Annotated in this window: 22 protein-coding genes; 14 read left to right on the top strand and 8 right to left on the bottom strand. The window is 70.5% G+C overall.

Features of this window, described 5'->3' with window-relative positions:
* Positions 1-119: 119 nt before the first annotated feature.
* On the bottom strand, positions 120-1244 hold the full coding sequence (sepH, locus tag ACFXMF_RS29185) for a septation protein SepH (protein WP_360312901.1): 1125 nt from the start codon (positions 1242-1244) through the stop codon (positions 120-122).
* A gap of 421 nt (positions 1245-1665) precedes the next feature.
* Between sepH and ACFXMF_RS29180 the strand changes: the two genes are divergently transcribed.
* Complete coding sequence (locus tag ACFXMF_RS29180; protein WP_379992508.1) at positions 1666-2640, top strand: hypothetical protein; 975 nt, start codon at positions 1666-1668, stop codon at positions 2638-2640.
* Between the two features lie 29 nt (positions 2641-2669).
* On the opposite strand, the gene ACFXMF_RS29175 is transcribed toward ACFXMF_RS29180, so the two are convergent.
* A complete protein-coding gene (locus tag ACFXMF_RS29175) occupies positions 2670-3998 on the bottom strand; it encodes a D-arabinono-1,4-lactone oxidase (RefSeq protein ID WP_379992509.1) in 1329 nt (442 codons plus the stop codon).
* 150 nt (positions 3999-4148) lie between these two features.
* Here ACFXMF_RS29175 and ACFXMF_RS29170 point away from each other — a divergent pair, with 150 nt between their 5' ends.
* Both ACFXMF_RS29170 and ACFXMF_RS29165 read left to right on the top strand, forming a co-directional pair.
* Positions 4149-5282, top strand: a complete 1134-nt coding sequence (locus ACFXMF_RS29170; RefSeq protein ID WP_380017743.1) for a ferrochelatase — start codon at positions 4149-4151, stop codon at positions 5280-5282.
* Positions 5283-5336: 54 nt separating this feature from the next.
* Positions 5337-6128 (top strand): inositol monophosphatase family protein, encoded by a 792-nt coding sequence (locus ACFXMF_RS29165; RefSeq protein ID WP_360312909.1) that lies wholly within the window; start codon positions 5337-5339, stop codon positions 6126-6128.
* A gap of 153 nt (positions 6129-6281) precedes the next feature.
* Here ACFXMF_RS29165 and ACFXMF_RS29160 read toward each other — a convergent pair whose 3' ends face one another.
* A complete protein-coding gene (locus tag ACFXMF_RS29160) occupies positions 6282-6455 on the bottom strand; it encodes a hypothetical protein (protein ID WP_360312911.1) in 174 nt (57 codons plus the stop codon).
* Between the two features lie 343 nt (positions 6456-6798).
* Between ACFXMF_RS29160 and ACFXMF_RS29155 the strand changes: the two genes are divergently transcribed.
* The 3 genes from ACFXMF_RS29155 to ACFXMF_RS29145 all read left to right on the top strand — a co-directional run bounded on the left by ACFXMF_RS29155 (position 6799) and on the right by ACFXMF_RS29145 (position 10100).
* The gene (locus ACFXMF_RS29155) at positions 6799-7452 is read left to right on the top strand and encodes a response regulator transcription factor (RefSeq protein ID WP_020555846.1); all 654 of its coding nucleotides are present in this window, start codon (positions 6799-6801) and stop codon (positions 7450-7452) included.
* Positions 7453-7460: 8 nt separating this feature from the next.
* Positions 7461-8933 carry a sensor histidine kinase gene (locus ACFXMF_RS29150; RefSeq protein ID WP_379992691.1) on the top strand — a complete coding sequence of 491 codons (1473 nt, stop codon included), beginning with the start codon at positions 7461-7463 and terminating at the stop codon, positions 8931-8933.
* Between the two features lie 216 nt (positions 8934-9149).
* Entirely contained in the window at positions 9150-10100 is a 951-nt protein-coding gene (locus ACFXMF_RS29145; RefSeq protein ID WP_360312913.1) for an acyl-ACP desaturase, read from the top strand.
* Positions 10101-10176: 76 nt separating this feature from the next.
* Here the strand turns inward: ACFXMF_RS29145 and ACFXMF_RS29140 are convergent, their stop codons facing one another.
* The 3 genes from ACFXMF_RS29140 to ACFXMF_RS29130 form a co-directional block, all read right to left on the bottom strand.
* Positions 10177-11373, bottom strand: coding sequence for an ABC transporter permease (locus tag ACFXMF_RS29140; RefSeq protein WP_379989930.1), 1197 nt, complete (start codon positions 11371-11373; stop codon positions 10177-10179).
* On the bottom strand, positions 11370-12275 hold the full coding sequence (locus ACFXMF_RS29135) for an ATP-binding cassette domain-containing protein (protein WP_360312917.1): 906 nt from the start codon (positions 12273-12275) through the stop codon (positions 11370-11372). Before ACFXMF_RS29135 ends, ACFXMF_RS29140 begins: the two co-directional genes overlap by 4 nt.
* A 123-nt stretch (positions 12276-12398) precedes the next feature.
* Complete coding sequence (locus ACFXMF_RS29130; protein WP_360312919.1) at positions 12399-12917, bottom strand: gamma carbonic anhydrase family protein; 519 nt, start codon at positions 12915-12917, stop codon at positions 12399-12401.
* Between the two features lie 249 nt (positions 12918-13166).
* Here ACFXMF_RS29130 and ACFXMF_RS29125 point away from each other — a divergent pair, with 249 nt between their 5' ends.
* The gene (locus ACFXMF_RS29125; protein WP_020555852.1) at positions 13167-13463 is read left to right on the top strand and encodes a DUF4193 domain-containing protein; all 297 of its coding nucleotides are present in this window, start codon (positions 13167-13169) and stop codon (positions 13461-13463) included.
* Between the two features lie 276 nt (positions 13464-13739).
* On the opposite strand, the gene ACFXMF_RS29120 is transcribed toward ACFXMF_RS29125, so the two are convergent.
* Both ACFXMF_RS29120 and ACFXMF_RS29115 read right to left on the bottom strand, forming a co-directional pair.
* Entirely contained in the window at positions 13740-14189 is a 450-nt protein-coding gene (locus ACFXMF_RS29120) for a DUF3093 domain-containing protein (RefSeq protein WP_379989931.1), read from the bottom strand.
* A 32-nt stretch (positions 14190-14221) separates the two neighbouring features.
* Entirely contained in the window at positions 14222-15115 is an 894-nt protein-coding gene (locus ACFXMF_RS29115; RefSeq protein ID WP_360312923.1) for an SDR family oxidoreductase, read from the bottom strand.
* 98 nt (positions 15116-15213) lie between these two features.
* Between ACFXMF_RS29115 and ACFXMF_RS29110 the strand changes: the two genes are divergently transcribed.
* From ACFXMF_RS29110 to ACFXMF_RS29080, 7 genes are all read left to right on the top strand, one after another.
* Positions 15214-15795: a PaaI family thioesterase gene (locus ACFXMF_RS29110; protein WP_379989933.1), complete on the top strand. Its 582-nt coding sequence runs from the start codon at positions 15214-15216 to the stop codon at positions 15793-15795.
* Entirely contained in the window at positions 15792-16316 is a 525-nt protein-coding gene (dut, locus tag ACFXMF_RS29105) for a dUTP diphosphatase (protein WP_360312927.1), read from the top strand. Before ACFXMF_RS29110 ends, dut begins: the two co-directional genes overlap by 4 nt.
* 1 nt (position 16317) lies before the next feature.
* A complete protein-coding gene (locus ACFXMF_RS29100; protein ID WP_360312929.1) occupies positions 16318-17136 on the top strand; it encodes a DUF3710 domain-containing protein in 819 nt (272 codons plus the stop codon).
* A gap of 393 nt (positions 17137-17529) precedes the next feature.
* Positions 17530-17619, top strand: a complete 90-nt coding sequence (gene kdpF / locus ACFXMF_RS29095) for a K(+)-transporting ATPase subunit F (protein WP_020555859.1) — start codon at positions 17530-17532, stop codon at positions 17617-17619.
* Positions 17620-19284, top strand: coding sequence for a potassium-transporting ATPase subunit KdpA (gene kdpA, locus ACFXMF_RS29090; RefSeq protein ID WP_379989935.1), 1665 nt, complete (start codon positions 17620-17622; stop codon positions 19282-19284).
* Positions 19281-21395: a potassium-transporting ATPase subunit KdpB gene (gene kdpB / locus ACFXMF_RS29085; protein WP_379989937.1), complete on the top strand. Its 2115-nt coding sequence runs from the start codon at positions 19281-19283 to the stop codon at positions 21393-21395. The genes kdpA and kdpB overlap by 4 nt, the downstream gene beginning before the upstream one ends.
* 5 nt (positions 21396-21400) lie before the next feature.
* Positions 21401-22135, top strand: a complete 735-nt coding sequence (locus ACFXMF_RS29080; protein WP_360312935.1) for a potassium-transporting ATPase subunit C — start codon at positions 21401-21403, stop codon at positions 22133-22135.

Here is a 22135-nt window from a genome sequence, read left to right as displayed (position 1 = left end):
CCGCCCCCCGGCGCCGGGTGCCCCCGGGCGTTTCGCGGGCCGGGGGGGCCGCCCCACGAGCCGGAAAACCGCGGGAGCCGGGGGCCCGTCGCACCCTCGGCTCCCGCGGTACGCGTCGATCACTCCCGGCGTTTGCGCCTGCTCCCGAACACGATCTCGTCCCAACTGGGCACCGTCGCCCGGCGGCCGGGACGCACGCCGTCGGCCTCAGCCTGCCGGTCGGTGCTGCCGACCAGCCGCTCGCGGTGCGGGCCGACCACGCCGCGTGGCACCAGGACGTTCTCGTAGGCGCTGCCCGCGCCCGCCGCCGCGGCGGGCGCCTGGGTCTCCTCTTCCTCGATCGGTTCGGCGCGCTCCGGGCGCTCCGCCCGCTCGACGCGTTCGATTCGCTCGGGGCGCTCGCCGCGTTCGATCCGTTCCGGGCGCTCCGCCCGCTCGGACCGCTCGATGCTGCCCACCCGCGGGCGTTCGGCCAGTGCGGTCACGTCGATGCGCATCGGACCGGGGGAGACCGACTGGGTCTGCGGTTCGCCGCGCAGCCCCGGGACCGCGTCCAGCAGGCTGGTGATCGCGTCGTCGTCGCTCTCGCGCGGGATGGTGGCCAGGCGCGGTCGAAACGGGAACGGGGTCTCGGACGCCGCCGGGTGCTCGCCGATCAGCGAACGAGCCTCGTCGTCGTTGGTGGTGACCAGTCGCCGGGGCGGGTCGAAGCTCCAACTCGCCGAACGCATCTCGCCGTCGGCGCGGTAGAGCAGCAGGATCTCCCAGCTGCCGTCGTCGCGTCGCCACGAATCCCACTGGACCGACTCGGAGTCCGCGCCGCGCAGGTGCAGGCGTTCGGTGACGATCTCGCCGAGCAGCGGACCGGTGGTCTCGCCCTGCCGGCGGATGGGTGTCTTGCGGGCGCGCTCGGCCATGAAGGCGCGTTCGGCGAGCACCGGACCCTCGAAGCGCCGCACGCGGTCGACCGGGATGCCGGCGAGCTGTGCGACCTCCTCCGCGGTGGCACCGGCCCTTATCCGGGCCTGGATGTCACGCGGACGCAGTTGGCTCTCGACTTCGATCTCGATCTGGCCGAGCCTGGCGCGGTCGCCCCTGACGGCGGCACGAAGCCGTTCGTCGATGGGCAACATGTACTCGGTGCCGTCGGCAGCCTTCAGCACCAACCGTGTGCCGTCGTTGCTGACGGCCACGACACGCAGTTCGGGCATGGGGACCTCCCGGGTGGTGCCTGCCGACGTCACCTGCGTCGTTGCTCCCGCTACGAGTGTGACCTGCCCAGCCTTGACATGGCCACAACCTGACCGAGTTGTCCGGCGTGTCGGATTTATTACCTGACTGGCCGAATTGCCCTGGTTACACCATTTCGGGTAGATACCTGGGCGGCGCCCCACCCTGACCTCTGCGGTCGGTCGTCTCCCCCTTCGCGCACAGGTCTTTCCGGAACCTCGCGTGAACAGTACTCCATTCGGGGGCTCTACCGGGACACACCGCGCCGCATCGGCGCGTCCCGTTCGGACGAGTCGTTTTCGGCCGTCCGGGGTGATGTCGATCACAAGATTGGGCCGATCGGAACGATGTGGATGGGCCGTTCAGTCGTAACCAGGGTGAAGTCCTGTTTTTCATGATTAACCACCGTCCGAGTACGGACGGGCAAGGAAAGTGATGCCGGAAAGGACCGAAAATGAACGCCGCCGGATCGATGTCAACGCGGTGCAGGTCGTGGGCAGTGCCCTGGCCGCCATCTCCTCGGCGTTCCTGCTCTCCACGCTCGGTGTCGCCGGGACGGTGATCGGCGCCGCGCTCGCGAGCGTGGTCGCGACCGTCGGGAGCGCGGTCTACGTACACCTGTTCCGGCGCACCGGCGAGCAACTGCGCGACGTGCGGGCGACGCTGAGCCCGCCGCACGAGGGCGGGCCGAGCCCGGACCCCGGCGCGGTACCGGATCGACCGGTCGGTGTGGCGGACCGGCGGCCGGCGACCGACGAGACGATGTTGCTGCCGGTCGGCGGCTACGAGTGGGTCGGCCCGGGCGCGGACGCGCCGGGCGGCGCCTCCCGGGCCGACGACGCCGAGCACGCGGCACCGTCCGAGGGCCCCGGCGAGCGACGGGTGTGGCTCGCGCGGTCGTTGGTGGGGGCCGTGCTCGTGTTCGTCGTGGCGATGGGTGTCGTCACGCTCGCCGAGACCGCGATCGGCCGCTCGTTCGCGAGCCTGTTCGGCCACGGCGACGCGGGCGGCTCGACCATCTCGCGCATCGTCGAGGACCGACCCGCCCGGCACGACCCGCCCGAGCAGCCGGCCGGTTCGACCCCGAACCCGACCGGCACCGGCACGTCGGCGCCCACCCGAAGCCCGGGGACCGACGACAAGGGCACGTCGGGCGTGCCCGGCGGCGACGGCGCGACCTCGGTGCCCTCGACCACCCCGACCACGCGCCCGAGCGACACCCCCTCGTCCGATCCGACCGGTTCCCGGCCGCCGGCCACCGCCCCGCCCGCGACCACGCCCCCGGGCGGCTCGGGCGGCGGCGCGGCCGACGGCGGAGCGGCGGCGGGCAACGACGCCGGCGGCACCGACCAGGGCCCGGCGAACAACGAACGGAAGTCGAACGCGGGCTCGGGATCGGAACGCGGCTAGACGAGCGGACCCGCCCCGGCGGCCTCGGCTCAGTCGCCCAGCACCCGACGCAGGTAGTCGTTGCCGAAGCGGCGCTCCGGATCCACCCGGTTCCGGAGCGCCGTGAAATCGGCGAACCTCGGGTAGAGCTTCGCGAAGTAGTCCGCGTCGCGGGTGTGCATCTTGCCCCAGTGCGGGCGCCCACCGTGCCCGACCATGATCTTCTCCACCTCGGTGAAGTACCGCTCGTGCGGCGTGCCCTTGTACATGTGCACCGCGATGTAGGCGGTGTCGCGGCCGTACGCCGTGGACATCCACAGATCGTCCGCCGGGGCCACCCGCACCTCCACCGGGAAGCTGATCGGCAGATTCGCGGCCTCCACGAACGCGCGCACCTCGGCCAGCGCCGCCGTCGCCGCCTCGCGCGGCAGGGCGTACTCCATCTCGATGAAGCGCACCCGGCGCGGGCTGGTGAACACCTTGTGCGAGGTGTCCGAGTAGGTCCGCGCCGACAACGCGCGGCTGGACAGTCGTGCGATCGAGGGCACCGTTTTCGGCGCGCGCCGCCCCACCCGGCAGGCGAGCGAGAACACCCCGTTGGACAACAATTCGTCGTCCAGCAGAAAACGCGCCTTCGAAAGCGGCTTCGCCGGTCCCTCGATCCGGTTGTTCCGCTTCACGTTGCAGTTGTCGGTGTGCGGAAACCAATAGAACTCGAAATGCTCGTTGTCGGCGCACAGCGCGTCGAAGTCGGCCAGCACCGCGTCGAACTTCATCGGTTCCTCGCGCGCCTCCAACAGGAAGCTCGGCTCCACCGCGAACGTCAGCGCGGTCACGATGCCCAGCGAGCCCAGACCCACCCGGGCGCCCGCGAACAGTTCCGCGTTCTCGGTCGGCGAGCAGGTGGTGATCTCGCCGTCCGCCAGCACGATCTCCATGCCCAGGATCTGCGCCGCCAGCGAGCCGGACGCCCGCCCGGTGCCGTGCGTGCCGGTCGAGGTGGCGCCGGCCAGGCTCTGCACCGCGATGTCGCCCATGTTGGCCAGCGCCAAGCCGTAGCCGGCGAGCAGCGTGTTGAAGTCGCTCAGGCGCATCCCGGACCCGACCGTGATCGTGCCCGCCGCGCGGTCGAGCGCGTGCACCTCGGTCAGCCCCTCCGGCCGGATCTGCACCCCGTCGGTGACCGCGACCGACGTGAACGAGTGCCCCGCGCCGACGGCCTTGACCGCGAGACCCTGCCCGGCGGCCCGGCGCACGATGGCCGAGATCTCCTCGGCCGATCTCGGAGTGAGCACCGAGTGCGGCCGCGCGGACTGGTTCCCGCACCAGTTCCGCCAGGTGGGGGGCGTCTTGGAGACGGCGGGGGTGGCGCTGCTCAACGGGTTCCTCCTGGGGTCGCCGTGGGATCAGCCGGACATTACTCGCCGGTCATCGGACCGGGAAGGGGTCGCGCACGGTTGCGCCGCAACTCACGCCCGCGTGGGTGGGGTGTACGGGCCGGCGGGGGCGGCGATGCGAGGATCACAGACATGCACGCGACCCAGGCCCCCGACCCCAGTCCGTTCGACGCGCTCCTGGTGCTCTCCTTCGGTGGCCCGGACGCCCCCGACGAGGTGCTCCCGTTCCTGGAGAACGTGACCGCGGGGCGCGGGGTCCCCCGCGAACGCCTCGAGGAGGCGGCCGGCCACTACGCGCACTTCGGCGGCGCCAGTCCGATCAACGCGCAAAATCGCGCCCTGATCGCGGCGGTCGAGGCCGATCTCGTCGCGCACGACGTGCGGTTGCCGGTCTACTGGGGCAACCGCAACTGGCGCCCGTATCTGGCGGACACCGTGCGGCGGATGGCCGACGACGGGATCCGCCGCGCCGCGGTCCTGGTGACCAGCGCCTACGCGTCCTACTCGGGCTGCGCGCAGTATCACGAGAACCTGATCGAGGCCCGAGCCGAAGTCGGTGATCGGGCCCCGACGTTCGACAAGCTGCGGCACTTCTTCAACCACCCCGGCTTCGTCGAGCCGCTCGTGGACCACGTACTGACCGCGCTGGCCGAACTGCCCGAGCCGGTACGGGCCGGCGCCCGGCTGGTGATGGTCACCCACTCGATCCCCACGGTCACCGCGCGCACCGCGGGCCCGGCCGGCGGCGGCTACGTAGCCCAACACCGGGAGACCGCGCGCCTGGTCGCCGAGGGCGTCGCCCGGGTGCTCGGCCGCGAGCACGACTGGGACCTGGTGTACTCCAGCCGCAGCGGCCCGCCGCAGGTGCCGTGGTTGGAGCCCGACGTCAACGACCACCTGGTGCGCCTGCGCGGCGAAGAGGAGGTGCCGGCGGTGGTGCTGGTGCCGATCGGGTTCCTGTCCGACCACATGGAGGTGGTCTACGACCTGGACGTGGAGGCCGCCGCGACCGCCGCGCGGATCGGGCTGCCGGTGAGTCGGGCCGCGACCACGGGCGCCGACCCCAGATTCGCGGGCGCGGTGCGCGAGTTGTTGCTGGAGCGCGCCGCCGCGGTGCGCGGCCGAGCGCCCGCCCGCTGCGCGCTCGGTGCGCTGGGCGCCGCACACGACGTGTGTCCGGTTGGTTGTTGCCCCGACCCGCGGGCGCTGCGCGCGGACCCGCAGGCCGCCGCCCGGGCGCCACGCGGGGCGGCGCTGCACGGGTAGCCGGCGCGCTCGCCGGCGGCGCCGGGCACCCGGTGCCGCCGGCAGGATGGGCGCATGACGATCGACACCGCGGAACTCCTGGCCATCGCTCGCGACGCGGCCCGGCACACCGGCGGCTTCCTGTTGCACGAGCGTCCCGCCGACCTCGGCGTCGCGGCGACCAAGAGCAGCCCCACCGACGTGGTCACCGAGATGGACACGGCCGCGGAGAAACTGATCATCGAACGGATCCGCGCCCACCGACCGCACGACGGCTTCCTGGGCGAGGAGGGCGAGGCGAGTGCCGGCAGCAGCGGCGTGCGCTGGGTGATCGACCCGATCGACGGCACCGTGAACTACCTGTACGACCTGCCCGGCTGGTGTGTGTCGATCGCCGCCGAGACCGCCGAGGGCACCCTGCTCGGCGTGGTCGAGGTGCCCGTGGTCGGCGAGACCTTCCACGCCGTGCGCGGCGGCGGCGCCTATCGCAACGGCAAGCCCGTCCACTGCCGCCCCGCGGCCCCGTTCGCCCGGGCGCTGGTGGCGACCGGATTCGGCTACACCACCCCGCGGCGCACCCGCCAGGCCGCGGTGATCGGCGCGCTGCTGCCGAGCGTGCGCGACCTGCGTCGCGGCGGTTCGGCCGCGATCGACCTGTGCTCGGTGGCGGCAGGCCGCGTCGACGCCTACTACGAGCGCGGCCTCAACCCCTGGGACGTGGCGGCGGGCGCGCTGATCGCCCGCGAGGCCGGCGCCGAGGTGATCGAGGACCTGTGGCCCGAGCCCGACGGGTCGAGCGTGTGCCTGGCCGCCCCCACCGGGCTGCGCGCCGAACTCGAGGCGGCCCTGGCCGCTCTGCACGCGTAGACCCGGAGCGGGCGCGAGGCCCGGATCGGGTGATCCGGGCCTCGCGACCCTCGGCCCGACAGCCGAACCCCCGGCGTCCGCTCGGGACCTCGCCGGGGGAAAGAAACTGGTGCGGGTGCTGTTCGCCTGCGGTTCGGGTGTCGTCTCGGTGGCTCAGGCGCTTTCGCGAAGCACCCGCACGCCATGCTCCGACGCCATCCGCAGCAGGTCGTCCAACTCGGACTGCTCGACTTCGACCAGGAAATCGTCGCCGGTGTCGCAGGCCTGCTTCAGCGCTTGCTCGGTCTCACGTATGCGTCGCAGTACGCCGGCCGTGAATTCGTCCATAAGGCCGCCCCAATGTCACTCGTCGTCGCCGGTTTCGGTTGTCCTACCCCCCGTGCAACGCCGGGGAAACCACCGATCGGGCCTTGGGCGGCCCCCGATCCGGGGGTCTGACCAGGGGACTTGTCCCGCCCAACGGCACGGTGTCGGACTTTCCGGGGCGTACCGGAATCCTTCCCTCACTCGGGGGGTGCCGTAACGTCCGCGGCCGGACCGTTCCGGACCGGTCCGGCCGGGCCGCCCGCCCGCCCCCTGGGCCGTCGGTCGGCTTACTCGGGCTTTACCGGGGCGCGGGGGAAGATGGACAACGAATCCATCCCCTTTCATCGAGCAGGAGGCACAGCCGGTGCGGGTTCTCGTAGTCGAGGACGAGCAGCTCCTGGCGGACGCGGTCGCGACCGGGTTGCGCCGGGAAGCCATGGCCGTCGACGTCGTATACGACGGTGAGGCGGCGCTGGAGCGGATCGCCGTCAACGACTACGACGTGGTGGTGCTCGACCGGGATCTGCCGATCGTGCACGGCGACGACGTGTGTCGGGCGGTGGTGGAGACCGGCATCCCGATGCGGGTGCTGATGCTCACCGCCGCCGGCGACGTCAGCGATCGGGTCGAGGGCCTGGAGCTGGGGGCGGACGACTATCTGCCCAAGCCGTTCGCGTTCAGCGAGCTGATCGCCCGGGTGCGCGCACTCGGCCGGCGAGCCGTCTCGCCGCTGCCGCCGGTGCTGGAGCGGGCCGGCATCCGGCTCGACCCGAACCGGCGCGAGGTGCTGCGCGAGGGTGTTCCGGTGCACCTATCGCCCAAGGAGTTCGCGGTGCTGGACGTGCTGATGCGCGCCGACGGCGCCGTGGTCTCGGCCGAGCAACTGCTCGAGAAGGCCTGGGACGAGAACACCGATCCGTTCACCAACGTCGTGCGGGTCACCGTCATGACGCTGCGCCGCAAGCTCGGCGAGCCGCCCGTCATCCTGACGGTGCCCGGCGCCGGATACCGCATTTGAGGACCGCCATGAACGACAGCTCTCGGGCCGTCCCGGCGGAAGCCGGAAGTACCGCAGCCGGCTCCGCGCAGCCGGCCGCGGGCGCCTCGACCGCGCCCACGAAGCCGAGTCCGACCCCCACGAAGCCGGGCCCGGCGATCAAGTCCGGTCCACCGCCGCGCCCGGGCCGCCCGCCCCAGCCGCCGCGACCCAGCGCGCCGCCCAAGCCCAACCGCGAGCCCGCCCGCGACCCGCAGCGCCCGGCCGCCGGCGGCCGACGGCTGATCCTGGGCCGGGACGCCGACGACGCGGCGGAGATGTCCCGGCTGTCGCGGATGGCCCCCTCGCAACTGCCCGCGATGTTGCGGTCCACCATCAAGATGCGACTGACCGCGCTGTACGGCGGGATGTTCCTGATCGCCGGGGTGCTGCTGCTGGGCACCGTCTATCTGCTGGTGCGGCAGAGCCTGACCGAGGGCCGGCTCAATCTGAGCCTGGCGCCGGACACGCTGATGACCATCAACGGCGTGCCGATGACGCCCGCCCAGTTCGAGAAGTGGCAGAGCATCCAGCAGGTCCGTCAACGCGACGCCGCGCTGAACTCGCTGCTCCAGCAGTCGTTGCTGGCGTTGCTGCTGCTGTCGGTGATCGCCTTCGGCTTCGGCTACGTGATGGCGGGTCGGGTGTTGCGTCCGCTGGAGCGGATCACCTCGATCGCCCGCGAGGTGGCCGGATCCAACCTGCACCGGCGGATCGACCTGGACGGGCCGGACGACGAGTTCAAGGAGCTCGCGGACACCTTCGACGACATGCTCGATCGGCTGGATCGATCGTTGGAGTCGCAACGCAAGTTCGTCGCCAACGCGTCGCACGAGTTGCGCACGCCACTGGCGATCAACCGCACCCTGCTGGAGGTCGCGCTCGGCGATCCGGAGGCGTCCGTCGAACTCAAGCAGCTCGGCAAGACCCTGCTGGCCACCAACGAGCGCAGCGAGGGACTGATCGAGGGCCTGCTGCTGCTGGCCCGCAGCGACAACGAGCTGACCGAGCGCAAGCCGGTGGACCTGGCCGAGGTGGCCCGCCGCGCGGTGGACCAGACCGGCGCCGAGGCGTCCGAGCGCAAGGTGACCCTGCACGACGAGCTGGGTCCCGCCGTGCTCCAGGGCAACGGCGTGCTGCTGGAGCGGGTCGCGATGAACCTGATCCAGAACGCGGTGCGCTACAACCGGGCCGGCGGCATGGTCGACATCTCCACCGAGTCCACCGCGGGCGTCGCGGTGCTCACCGTGGTCAACACCGGGCCGGTGGTGCCCGGCTACGAGGTGGACAACATGTTCGAGCCGTTCCGGCGGCTGCGCACCGAGCGCATCGCCAGCGACAAGGGCGTGGGGCTCGGGTTGTCCATCGTGCGCTCGATCGTGCGCGCACACGGCGGCTGGATCGAGGTCGAGCCGCGCGAAGAAGGCGGCCTGATGATGCGGATCGGCTTCCCGGCGGGCTGAGCCGGGTCGGCGGCGGGCCCGGCGCGGCCGGCCTCGCGACCCGATTTCGTCGTACATGTGTACGAGAGTCGTGGATCACATTTCCGTCTTGGGGTGGAACCAACCTACGCTGTCGTAAGTTACGGAATCGTAGGGACGCGTCGTGCGGGCGATGCACAGCGCCGTCCTCCGTGTCTGCCGCTGTACGACGTTGTCTGCCTATGCCCTGGAGAGCCGATGAACCTTCTCGTCCCCGCCCCGACCGGTGAGCACCTGCTGCGCGAGCTGGAGCAGGTCGTCGCCGTCGAGCTGGACCGCCACCTCGCGGTGGCCAAGGAGTGGTTCCCGCACGAGTACGTGCCGTGGAGTGCCGGTCGCGACTTCGACGGCGTACTCGGCGGCGAGGCGTGGACCCCCGAGGAGTCCGGGCTCACCGACGTCGGGCGGATAGCGCTGACGCTGAACCTGCTCACCGAGGACAACCTGCCCAGCTACCACTACGAGATCGCGGCGATGTTCGGTCGCGACGGCGCGTGGGGCACCTGGGTGCACCGCTGGACGGCGGAGGAGGGCCGGCACGGCATCGCGATCCGCGACTACCTGATGGCCGCCCGGGCCGTGGACCCGGTCGCGCTGGAGCGCTCGCGGATGGAACACATGGAGGCCGGCTACCAGGGCGACCACATGGACAACCCGCTGCACGTGATCGCCTACGTGACCTTCCAGGAACTGGCCACCCGGGTCTCGCACCGCAACTCGGGCCGCACCTGTGGCGACCCGATCGCCGAGCAACTGCTCGCGAAGGTGGCCACGGACGAGAACCTGCACATGGTCTTCTACCGCAACCTGCTCAAGGCCGCCTTCGAGATCGCCCCCGACCAGGCGATGCAGGCGGTCACCGAGATGGTCACCGACTTCCGGATGCCCGGACACGGGATCAGCGGCTTCGAGCGCGCGGCGGCCAAGCTCGCGGTGGGCGGCGTGTACAACCTGCCGATCCACCAGAACGACGTGATCCTGCCGGTGCTGCGCCACCTCAAGATCATGGAGCGCACCGACCTGGGCCCGGAGGGCGAGAAGGCCCGTGAGGAGCTCGCGCTGTTCCTGGGCGGCCTGGACTCCCAGGTGGTGCGCTTCGAGGAGCGCCGGCTCGCCCTGGAGGCCCGCAAGGCGGCCAACCGACGCTGAGGTCGGCCCGACCGCAACACGCCGAGGCCCGCCGCCCCCTCGGGGACGGCGGGCCTCGGCGCTCGTGCCCGCCGGGTCAGCTCTTGCGGGCCGACCCGCCCAGCGACTCCTTGAAGCCGACCTTGCCGCCCATCCGCAACACCGCGCCCTCGTACATCCGGGCCGCGAGCCGCACCAGCGCGACCAGGGCGAGCAGCGCGATCGCGAACGCGGCCAGGTTCTCCGCCACCGAGACCTCGTCCGCCGCGGTCATCGCCGGTTGCAACATCGCCGAGAACGGCGGCACATAGGCCAGCACGTGGGCAAGCGTGCCGCCCTTTTGGCCGAGGAAGATCGCGGCCAGGAACGAGGCGATCAGCAGCGAGGTCATCGGCGTGACGACGTTCTGCAGATCCTCCTGCCGGGAGACCCGGGCCGCGGCGGCGGCGAACAGGCACGCGTAGATCGCGTAGCCCACCACGAACCACAGCAGCACCAGCGCCACCGGATAGATCATCGCGCCCGTCAACTCGATGGTGCCCAGCGCCGACGCGGCGGCCAATCCGACCACCGCGGTGACCAGCATCTGGAGCAGACCGAGCAGGCCGATCCCGAGGACCTTGCCGGTCAACAGCGCCCGGGCGGGCACGGTCGCCAGCAGGATCTCCACGATCCGGCTGGATTTCTCCTCGACCACACCGCTCGCCACCCACATGCAGAACAACATGAGCATGCCGTAGAGCACGAGCGTGCCGACGAACGCGATGCCCTTGCGGGCGTCGCGCTGGTCCGCGTCCGGATCCAGGGTGGTCTTGGGCATCGGCGCGATCGTCGAGGCCTGGTTCACCGCGCCCGGGTCGATGCCCGCCGTACCCAGCCGCCGGTCGCGCTCCACGGTGGCCCAGGAGCTCTGCAGGACGGCCGCCAACGGGTCGGCCAGCTTGCTGTCCACCAGGATCCGGCCGTCGTCCACGACCGCGTCCAGCTTCCCGTCGGAAAGCGCCTTCTCGGCCGCCGCGCGATCGGCGACCGAGCCGACCCGCACGTCCACGTCCAGCAGCGTCGCCTGGTGCCGGGCGGTCTGCGCCAACTCGGTGTGCCGCGGGCCGAGGAAGGCCACGTCGTACTTGTCCGAGCCGCTGCCGAGCGCGGCCGGGATGGCCACCGACGCGAGCAGGATGGCCAGCATCACCCCGACCGAGACCTGAAAGCCCCGGTCCCGGATGCGCTCGGTGAACTCGCGGCGCGCGACCAGCCGCACGGCGGACCAAAACGTGCTGCCGCCGGTGCTCACGCGCCGACCTCCGTCCCGTTGACGACCTCGCGGAAGAGTTCGGCGAGCGAGGGGGTCGCGGGCGCGAAGGCCAGCACCCGGCCCGCCGCCCGGGCCGCGTCGAGCAGCGTCTGCTCGCTCGTCCCGGCAAGCAGTTCGACCAGCACCGTGTCCTCCTGCGCGGAGAGCACCTTGACCCCGGACACCTCGTCCGCCCAGCCCGTCGGCGCCTGCGCGAGCCGCACCCGGTAGCGCACCGCGCGGTCGTCCCCGCGCAGCTCGGCGACGGTGCCGACGGCGTGCATGCGTCCCTTGTTGATGATCCCGACCGCGTCGCACAACGACTCGACCAGTTCGAGTTGATGGCTGGAGAAGACCACCGAGGCACCCGCGGCGGTGCGCTCGCGCAGCACGCCGGCCATCACGTCGACGCCGACCGGGTCGAGACCGGAGAACGGCTCGTCCAGCACCAGCAGCTCCGGCTCGTGCACGAGCGCGGCGGCCAACTGCACCCGCTGCTGGTTGCCCAGGGACAGGGTCTCCAGCCGATCCGTCGGCCCGCCCGCCACCTGGAGCCGGTCCAACCAGTGCTCGGCCGACTCGTGCGCCCGGGTCCGCGTCATGCCGTGCAACTCGGCCAGATAGACGAGCTGATCCCGGATGCGCATCTTCGGGTACAGCCCACGCTCCTCGGGCATGTAGCCCCACCGTCGTCGCATGCCGCGGTCCACCGGCGCGCCGCGCCAACGGATCTCCCCGGCGTCCGACGCCAACACGCCCAGCGCGATGCGCATGGTCGTGGTCTTTCCGGCACCGTTGGTACCGACGAAACCAAACATTTGGCCTGGTTGTACGGTCAGTGAGAGGTCGTCGAGGACGACCTTCCCACCGAACCGTTTGTCCAGGCCGGCCAGCTCGAGCACAACACTCCCCGTGTGATTCCCAGCCCCCCGTGTCGCACTTATATACGGGGGCGAACGGGGCCTTCAAACCGAAGCGGGCGTGTGCGATCCGCCACACCCGCCGGTCGTGGCGCCTCGTGCCGATCAGTCGATTCGGTACAGGTCCCGACGGAATCGACGACCGTTCTCGACGTAACTGCGCACCGCCTCCGCGAACGCGCCGGGCGCGACCGCGTTCTCACGAATCTTCGCCGGCACCCCGAGCGCCATCGCGTAGGACGGCACCTCGATCCGATTTCCGACCACCGCACCCGCTCCCACCAGGGCACCTGTGCGCACCACGGCCTGATGCATGACCACCGCGCCGTTGCCCACCAGGCAACGATCCTCGATCACGCAGCCCTCCAAATGCACAATGTGACCGATCACGCACTCGTCGCCCACTACCGTCGGCCACGGCGCCGTCGTGTGCAGTACGCACCCGTCCTGTACCGACGTACGCTCGCCGATCACGATCCGGCCGTGATCGGCGCGCAATACGGCACCCGGCCACACCGTAGAATCCGCGCCGATCTCCACGCTGCCGATCACGACCGCGTCGGGATGCACATACGCATCGGGGTGCACCTTGGGCACTTGATCACCCAGCGCGTAGACCGTCACGATTCCTCCTGGTTGTGCAGGGCGGTACGGGGTTACAGTGGCCCCCCATCCAACCAAGTCACCTCTTTGGGGGTTCGGTTGGGTGTCGATTGCGTAACGAGCCTTGATGTAAGGCAAAATCTGCGCTCCGGGTCGGGCACAACTCCGGCCCCTCGCGCGTTACGTGCGCTGAAGGCATCGTCCACGAAGGTCCTCGGGCGATGTCCGCATGACCCAGCACCGCAGATCCACCCGGAGGGGGAGAGGTACATGGCAACCGACTACGACACCCCGCGTAAGACCGATGACGACATCAACGAAGACAGCATCGAGGAGCTGAAGGCTCGGCGCGTGGACAAGTCGGCCGGTTCGGTCGACGTCGACGAGTTCGAGCAGGCCGAGTCTCTCGAGCTTCCCGGTGCGGACCTCTCCAATGAGGAGCTGTCCGTCCGGGTCGTCCCGAAGCAGGCCGACGAATTCACGTGCTCCAGTTGCTTCCTGGTGCACCACCGCAGCCAGCTCGCCAAGGAGAAGGACGGCCAGGCGATCTGCAGCGACTGCGCCTGATCGTGTGCGGTCGAGGACGACCGGCGATGAACGGCAACCCTGCACACGCCATACGGGTACCGGCAGGAGTTGGACCGTCGACGTTCGCCGAGCGTCCTTGAACGCGAGAGCACGATACGGAGCGTGGGAAACGATGAAACCGCACGCATGACGTACGAAGTCGAACGTCCGCCGATGCACCGGCGGGCGTTCTTGACTGTCCGGTGCCCGACTCGGCGCCGGATCCCGCACGCACTCCCGGCTCGCCCGAGCCGGGATCGATCCGTCCGCGTCCGGTCAGGCGCGGGCGCGCAGCGCGGTCACCACGTCGACCAGACGTTGCGGGTTGCGCGAGGACAGATACAGGTAGGGCGTGGGGTCGGCCGGGTCGGTGACCTCGATCCGCGCGGCTCCCGGGATGTACGCGCGCAGCACCATGAACGCGCGCGGGTCCGCGTTCTCCATCCGCAGCGAGCGGGCCTGCTCGGGGTCGAGCGCGACGCCCGCACCGAGCGCGGTCAGCGGAATCCTGGCCCGACCCGCCAGCAGCTCGGTATCGGTCACGGTGATCCGCGCCGCGCCGTAGGCACTGGTGGCCCAGGCCGTCAGGGCGCCCAGGGCCAAGGCGAGCACGATGGTGGCCACGATCCCGAAGGCCAGGCCCACCAACCCGCCCGAGACGGCCATCAGGACGGTCAGGGCCCACCACGAGGCCGGCACGCCGAGTCGTTCGCTGTACGCCTGCATGGCACCAGCCTGTCATGGGCGGCCGACGCGGTTCAGCGGGGGCCGTGCCGCCGGGTCAACCGGGCCAGCGCGCGGGTGACCCGCTCCGGCGGCGTACGCAGGCCGGTCGCCACTCCTTTGGCGTAATCCGAAAGAGCGGTCGGGGCCACCAGGTCGAGCAGCGCACCCGCTCTGGCGTCGTTGCCCACCAGGTAGCGCGGCCGGGGTCTGGGCACGCTCAGCGCGACGCGTACGGCGTGCGCGACCGGCGTCGGAGCGGGCAGCGCCTTCGCCCGGCGCGCCACGTCGTCCACGAGGTCGTAGGAGTCGTTGTAGGCCGACGTCTTGCGCGGCGGCAGCCGGGACATGCCGCGCTCCCAGATGTTCGTGCCGAAGCTGCCCGGCTCGATCAGCACCACCTTGACGCCGAACCCGGCCGTCTCGATCCGCAGCGCGTCGGTGATCGCGGCCAGCCCCTGCTTGCTCGCGCAGTACCAGCCCACGAACGGGGTCGAGACGCGGCCGGAGAGGGAGGAGATGTTGACGATCCGCCCGTCCCGACGTCTGCGCATCTGCGGCAGCACCAGCCGGGCGATCCGCGCGGGCGCGACCAGGTTGGTCTCCAACTGGGCGCGGATCTGCTCGTCGTCCACGTCCTCGATCGCACCCGGCTGCGCGATCCCGGCGTTGTTGACCACGGCCCACGGGCCGCCCGCGGTCATCTGGGCGATCTCGGTGAAGGCCTGCACTGTCGAGGTGGCGTCGGCGACGTCGAGCAGGACCGTGCGCACGCCCACCTCGGCCCGCTCGGCGGCCTCGCGCAGGCGCTCGGCCCGCTCGTGGGTCCTGGCCGTGCCGATCACGTCGAAGCCGGATCCGGCCAGCTCCAGGGCCACGGCAAGGCCGATCCCACCGGTCGCCCCGGTGACGACCACACTCTTGGTCATGCGCTTCCTTCCGTCCCGCGCCCCTTTCGGGCCGCGGCGCCGGCGGCTCCCAAGCCGCTGCGCGGGTGTCGGTCGGAACGACGGTAGTGTCCTTCGGCGTGAGTCGACCAACATCCCTGACCCCGCCTCCGGAAGCGGTGGTGCCCCGGCTCCACCCGGGCGCGCCTCCTCCCGGCACCGAGCTGGGCGAGCACTACAGCGACTGCTTCGGCTGCGGCGAGGCCGCCCCGGGCGGGCTGCGCATTCGCGCGCGCGCCGGCGAGGGCGTCTCCGTGGACGCCGAGTTCACCGTCACCGCGCTGCACCAGGGAGCCCCGGGCCTGGCCCACGGCGGGCTGCTGACCTGCGCGTTCGACGAGGCACTCGGCGCGATCGGGTACATGCTGCACACCACGGCGGTGACCGGGCACCTGGAGACGGACTTTCGTCGCCCGGTGCCGGTGGGGTCCACGCTGTACATCCACGCGTGGTGCGAGGCGGTGGCCGGCCGCAAGATCTACCTGCGCGCGGTGGGCCGGCTCGACGCCCCGGACGGACCGGTCGCGGTCGAGGCGGCGGCGCTGTTCGTGAGCGTGGGACTCGAGCACTTCGTCGACAATGGACGTGCGGAAGACGTACAGCGCGTCATGGACAACCCCGACCTGATGAAGGCGGCCCGAGCGTTCGAGGTGAACCCGTGAGCACGAGTGTGGACATCCTGGTGCGCCGGCTGGACCCCGAACTGCCGCTGCCCGCGTACGAGCACCCCGGCGACGCCGGCGCCGATCTGGTGACCGCGCAGGACGCCGAGATCGCCCCCGGTGAGCGTGTGGTGCTGCCCACCGGCATCGCGATCGCGCTCCCGGACGGCTATGCCGCCTTCGTGCACCCGCGCTCCGGACTCGCCGCGCGGTGCGGAGTATCCCTGGTGAACGCCCCAGGCACCGTCGATGCGGGATACCGTGGCGAAATCAAGGTTGTCGTGGTCAACCACGACCTGCGTACGCCGGTCGTTTTTCGTCGCGGCGACCGAATCGCCCAACTCGTGATCCAACGAGTCGAGCGAGCGGGGTTCCACGAGGTCGCCGAGTTGCCCGGTTCCGGGCGCGGCGAAGGCGGCTTCGGATCCACCGGCGGCCACGCCGCGATCGGCGTTTCGAGCGCCGGGGCGGCGGGCAACGCGGGCATGCAAGACTCGGCTTCCGACAGGGAAGGACTGTGACGTGTTCGGTCGTCGCCGACGCAGCGAAAAGGATGATCTGCCCGTCGAGGAGCACGATGACCTCGACGGCATCATCGAGGACGAGGGCGATGCCGACGAGGCTTCGAGCGACGGGGCCGGGCAAGGCTCCGACGACTCGGACCTCGACGAGCTGAGCCGACCGATCCCGCCCGCGCCCCGGCCGGACGGTCCGTGGGACTTCGACGAGCTCGAGGACCCGCACGAGGACCGCATCGACCTCGGCGGGATGCTGATCCCGAGCGACCCGCGGATGGAGTTGCGGGTCGAGGTCTCCAACGACCTGATCATCGCGGCCACCGTGGTGCTGGAGGACAGCGGTCTGCAACTGCAGGCGTTCGCCGCCCCGCGCAACGAGAGCATCTGGCACGAGGTGCGCGCCGAGATCGCCTCCGGGATCACCCAGCAGGGTGGCATCGTGGACGAGCAGGACTCCGGCCTGGGCTGGGAACTGCGGGCCCAGGTGCCGGTCCAGCTTCCGGACGGCACACAGGGCCACCAGTTGGTGCGCTTCGTCGGTTGCGACGGGCCACGCTGGTTCCTGCGCGGGGTGATCTCCGGTCGTGCCGCAGTGGACCCCGCGGTGGGTGCCGACCTGGAGAGCATGTTCCGCGACACCGTGGTGGTGCGCGGCAACGAGCCGATGGCGCCGCGCGACCCGATCCTGCTCCGCCTGCCGGAGAACGCGCAGGTCGACCCGAACAGCGGGCTCGCGGTGCCGCCGCAGGGCGCCGAGGAGGACCGCTTCGCGGGCGACCTGGACCCGTTCCAGCGTGGCCCGGAGATCACCGAGGTCCGGTAACGGCGCAGGTCCCCGAGAGACACCGAAGCCCGGTTCCGCCGAAAGGCGGGGCCGGGCTTCGTGCATGTCGGGGGCGTGGGCGGGGCGTGAGTGGGGGCGTGGACGGGTGTGGCACCGGCCCGCGCGCGGGCGCGGTTCCGGGGGCGTCGAATCTTGATGTCAAGGGCGCGTCAAGAAGGCATATGGGTGCGTTAGGGCGCCGCCAACGCTTTCGGTTTTGCCCTGTTTATGAGGATTTTTGACGGCTTGGAAGTGCTATCAATGACCTCGCTACGGGCGATCAAGCGCCTGTCCGTCCCAAGGAGCATCCGCGATGGCTGATCTGGCCTTCGTATTCCTGACGATCGCGTTCTTCGCGCTGGTCGTCTTGATCGCCAAGGGGGTGGCGAAGCTGTGAACGCGGACAGCATCGTCGGCCTGAGCGTTGCCATCGCTTTGCTCGGCTACCTGGTCCTGGCCCTGATCTTCCCCGAGAGGTTCTAGGTGAGCGTCACGCTCGCGGGGATACTCCAGCTGTCCCTGCTGATAGCCGTCCTGGCCGCGGTCCATCGCCCGTTCGGCGACTACATGGCCCGGGTGTACTCCAGCGACAAGCACCTGCGCGGTGAGCGCGTCCTGTACAAGCTGATCGGCGCCGACCCGAACGCCGAGCAGCGCTGGACCGTCTACCTGCGCAGCGTGCTCGGCTTCTCGATGTTCTCGCTGCTGGGCCTGTACGCCCTGCAGCGCTTCCAGGACCACCTCCCGTTCGACCTCGGGATGAAGCCGATCACGCCGGACCAGGCGTTCAACACCGCCGCGTCGTTCACCGCGAACACGAACTGGCAGTCGTACTCCGGTGAGACCGCGATGGGCCACACGGTCCAGATGGTCGGGCTGACCGTGCAGAACTTCGTGTCGGCCGCGGTGGGCATGGCGGTGGCGATCGCCCTGGTGCGCGGGTTCGTTCGGGTCCGCTCGGGCGAGATCGGCAACTTCTGGGTCGACCTGATCCGCGGTTCGATCCGGATCCTGCTGCCGATCGCGATCATCGGCACGATCGTGCTGGTCGCGTCCGGCACCATCCAGAACCTGGCCGACCCGCAGACCGTGCGGACGCTCTCCGGCGGATCGCAGACCATCCCCGGTGGTCCGGTGGCCTCGCAGGAGGTGATCAAGGAACTCGGCACCAACGGCGGCGGCTTCTTCAACGCCAACTCCGCGCACCCGTTCGAGAACCCCAACGCGTTCACCAACATCTTCGAGATCTTCCTGATCCTGCTGATCCCGTTCTCGATGCCCCGCACCTTCGGGCGCCTGGTCGGCAACCTCAAGCAGGGCTACGCGATCCTCGCCGCGATGTTCGTGATCTGGTTCGTCGCCGTCCTGTTGATGTGGTGGACCGAGGCGCACGGCAACGGCGCGGCCCCCGAACTCGCGGGCGGTGCGATGGAGGGCAAGGAACAGCGGTTCGGCATCCCCGGTTCGTCGGTCTTCGCGGTGTCCACCACGATGACCTCCACCGGTGCGGTCAACTCGTTCCACTCGTCCTACACCGGACTGGGCGGCGGCATCACCCTGTTGGGGATGATGCTCGGCGAGATCACGCCGGGCGGTGTCGGCTCCGGTCTGTACGGGATCCTGATCATGGCGATCCTGGCGGTCTTCGTCGCCGGTCTGATGGTCGGCCGCACACCCGAGTACCTGGGCAAGAAGATCGGCGCCGGCGAGATGAAGCTGGTCGCGATGTACATCCTGGTGGTCCCCGCCACCATCCTGACCTTCACCGGCATCGCCCTCGCGTTGCCCGGTGAACAGGCCGCGATCCTCAACTCCGATTCGCCGCACGGCATCTCCGAGGTGCTCTACGCGTTCACCTCGGGCGCCAACAACAACGGCAGCGCGTTCGCCGGGCTCGGCGCGAACACCGAGTTCTACAACACGATGATCGGGTTGGCCATGCTGATCGGCCGATTCGTACCGATCTGCCTCGTGCTCGCCCTCGCCGGTCGACTGGCCGAACAAAAGAGCGTTCCGGACACGGCGGGCACCCTGCAGACGCATCGGCCCCTGTTCGTGGGCCAACTCGTCGGCGTGATCCTGATCATCACCGGCCTGACCTTCTTCCCCGCCCTGGCTCTCGGGCCGCTTGCCGAGGGATTGGCATGACAGACACCGCGATACGCCCCACCGAAGAACACGTCGAGTCACCCACCGGCCCCGGCCGGGTCTCGGCCGGCCTGTTCGAACCCCGCCAACTGCTCAAGTCGCTGCCCGGAGCCCTGCTCAAGCTCGACCCCCGGGTCATGGTCCGCACACCGGTCATGTTCGTGGTCGAGATCGGGTCGGTCATCACGACCGTCATGGCGATCAAGGACCCGAGTGTCTTCGCCTGGGTGGTCACCGTCTGGCTCTGGGCGACCGTGGTGTTCGCCAACCTGGCCGAGGCGGTCGCCGAAGGGCGCGGCAAGGCGCAGGCCGACACGCTGCGCAAGGCCAAGACCGACACGGTCGCCCGGCGCGTGGTCGCCGGCAGGGAAGAGCGGGTCGCGGCAACCGAGTTGGCCGTCGGCGACCTCGTGGTGTGCGAAGCCGGCGACATCATCCCCGGTGACGGCGACGTCGTGGACGGCGTGGCCAGCGTGGACGAGTCGGCGATCACCGGCGAATCCGCGCCGGTGATCCGCGAGTCCGGCGGCGACCGGTCCGCGGTGACCGGCGGTACGAAGGTGTTGTCGGACCGGATCGTCGTCAAGATCACCACCGAGCCCGGCAAGACCTTCATCGACCGGATGATCGCCCTCGTCGAGGGCGCCGCCCGGCAGAAGACGCCGAACGAGGTCGCGCTCAACATCCTGCTCGCGTCGCTGACCATCGTCTTCCTGTTCGCCGTCGTCACGCTGCAGCCGATCGCGATGTACGCGCACGCCGAGCAGTCGCTGATCATCCTGGTCGCGCTGCTGGTCTGCCTGATCCCGACGACCATCGGGGCGCTGCTGTCGGCGATCGGCATCGCGGGCATGGACCGACTGGTGCAGCGCAACGTGCTGGCCATGTCGGGACGCGCGGTCGAGGCGGCGGGCGACGTGTCGACGCTGCTGCTGGACAAGACGGGCACGATCACCCTGGGCAACCGACAGGCGTCCGAGTTCGTCCCGGTGGACGGCGTGACCGAGGCCGAACTGGCCGACGCCGCGCAGTTGTCCTCGCTCGCGGACGAGACGCCCGAGGGCCGCTCGATCGTGGTGCTGGCCAAGGAGCGGTACGGGCTGCGCGAGCGGCACCAGGGCGAGCTCACGCACGCCGAATGGATCGCCTTCACCGCGCAGACCCGGATGTCGGGCGTGGACCTGACCGAGGACTGCGGTGGGCGGATGGTGCGCAAGGGCGCCGCCTCCGCGATCAACGCGTGGGTGTCCGAGCGCGGCGGCGTGGTGCCGGCCCGGTCCGGCGAACTGGTCGACGGCATCTCCGCCGCCGGCGGCACACCGCTCCTGGTCGCGGTCGAGGACGTGGACGGCGCCCGGATCCTGGGCGTGATCCACCTCAAGGACGTGGTCAAGGAGGGCATGCGGGAGCGGTTCGACGAACTGCGCCGGATGGGCATCCGGACCGTGATGATCACCGGCGACAACCCGCTGACCGCCAAGGCCATCGCGGACGAGGCCGGCGTCGACGACTTCCTCGCCGAGGCCACCCCCGAGGACAAGCTCGCGCTCATCAAGCGCGAACAGGCCGGCGGCAAGCTGGTCGCGATGACCGGCGACGGCACCAACGACGCACCGGCGCTGGCCCAGGCCGACGTGGGCGTGGCGATGAACACCGGCACCTCGGCGGCCAAAGAGGCCGGGAACATGGTCGACCTCGACTCCAACCCGACCAAGCTGATCGAGATCGTCGAGATCGGCAAGCAGTTGCTGATCACCCGCGGCGCGCTCACCACGTTCTCGATCGCCAACGACGTCGCGAAGTACTTCGCGATCATCCCGGCGATGTTCGCGAGCATCAAGGGCGCCGAGGCGCTCGGCCCGCTGGACAAGCTGAACATCATGCAGCTCGCCACCCCCGAGTCGGCGATCATCTCGGCGGTCGTCTTCAACGCCCTGATCATCGTCGCGCTGATCCCACTGGCCCTGCGGGGCGTGCGCTACCGGCCGATGTCGGCGGACAAGCTGCTCGGTCGCAACCTGCGGATCTACGGTCTCGGCGGCCTGATCGCCCCGTTCGTCGGGATCAAGCTCATCGACCTGCTCGTCTCGCTCATCCCCGGAATCGGCTGATTCAGATGGCAACCAACTTCAGTACCCGTATCCGTGTCCTGGGCGCGTCCCTGCGGGCCTTCCTGGTGCTCACCGTGCTCCTGGGCGTGCTCTACCCGCTGTCCATGACCGGGATCGCACAGGCGCTGTTCAAGGACAACGCCGACGGTTCGATGGTCAGCGTCAACGGCAGGAAGGTCGGCTCCGCCCTGATCGGGCAGTCCTTCGACCTGGTGGACGCGCAGGGCGACCCGCGCAAGTTCGACGCCGACGGCCGCGAGGTGCTCGCCACGGCGGACGGCGCGGGCTACACCTACCTCCAGGGCGGCGGCGCGCTGACCGCCGAGCAGGCCGAGGGAGTCGGCACGCTGCCGGACCCCAGGTGGTTCCAGCCGCGTCCGTCGGCCTCGAACCACGACGGCCTGGCCTCGGGGGCGTCCAACTACGGCCCCGAGAACCCGACCTTCGTCAAGCTCATCGGCGACCGCAAGGCACAGGTCGCCAAGTTCAACGGCGTGAGCGAGGACCGGGTCCCGGTGGACGCGGTCACCGCGAGCGGATCCGGCCTGGACCCGCACATCTCCCGGGCCTACGCGCTGCTCCAGGTGGAGCGGGTGGCCAAGGAGCGCGGCGGCCTGGACCCGGCCGAGGTGCGCGCCCTGGTGGACAAGCACGTGGACGCGCCCAACGCCGGATTCCTCGGCCAGGAACGGGTGAACGTGCTGGACCTCAACATCGCGCTCGCCCGACTCGCCGGCTGA

The sequence above is a fragment of the Embleya sp. NPDC059213 genome, from assembly GCF_042754445.1.
GTDB lineage: Bacteria > Actinomycetota > Actinomycetes > Streptomycetales > Streptomycetaceae > Embleya.
This window is presented reverse-complemented; position numbering and strand designations above follow the sequence as displayed.

Excerpts from the sequence above, each read along its gene's own strand:
- ACFXMF_RS29180 (WP_379992508.1), top strand. The coding sequence starts at position 1,666 with ATGCCGGAAAGGACCGAAAATGAACGCCGCCGGATCGATGTCAACGCG.
- ACFXMF_RS29170 (WP_380017743.1), top strand. The coding sequence starts at position 4,149 with ATGCACGCGACCCAGGCCCCCGACCCCAGTCCGTTCGACGCGCTCCTG.
- ACFXMF_RS29165 (WP_360312909.1), top strand. The coding sequence starts at position 5,337 with ATGACGATCGACACCGCGGAACTCCTGGCCATCGCTCGCGACGCGGCC.
- ACFXMF_RS29160 (WP_360312911.1), bottom strand. The coding sequence starts at position 6,455 with ATGGACGAATTCACGGCCGGCGTACTGCGACGCATACGTGAGACCGAG.
- ACFXMF_RS29150 (WP_379992691.1), top strand. The coding sequence starts at position 7,461 with ATGAACGACAGCTCTCGGGCCGTCCCGGCGGAAGCCGGAAGTACCGCA.
- ACFXMF_RS29145 (WP_360312913.1), top strand. The coding sequence starts at position 9,150 with ATGAACCTTCTCGTCCCCGCCCCGACCGGTGAGCACCTGCTGCGCGAG.
- ACFXMF_RS29125 (WP_020555852.1), top strand. The coding sequence starts at position 13,167 with ATGGCAACCGACTACGACACCCCGCGTAAGACCGATGACGACATCAAC.
- ACFXMF_RS29120 (WP_379989931.1), bottom strand. The coding sequence starts at position 14,189 with ATGCAGGCGTACAGCGAACGACTCGGCGTGCCGGCCTCGTGGTGGGCC.
- ACFXMF_RS29115 (WP_360312923.1), bottom strand. The coding sequence starts at position 15,115 with ATGACCAAGAGTGTGGTCGTCACCGGGGCGACCGGTGGGATCGGCCTT.
- kdpB (WP_379989937.1), top strand. The coding sequence starts at position 19,281 with ATGACAGACACCGCGATACGCCCCACCGAAGAACACGTCGAGTCACCC.
- ACFXMF_RS29080 (WP_360312935.1), top strand. The coding sequence starts at position 21,401 with ATGGCAACCAACTTCAGTACCCGTATCCGTGTCCTGGGCGCGTCCCTG.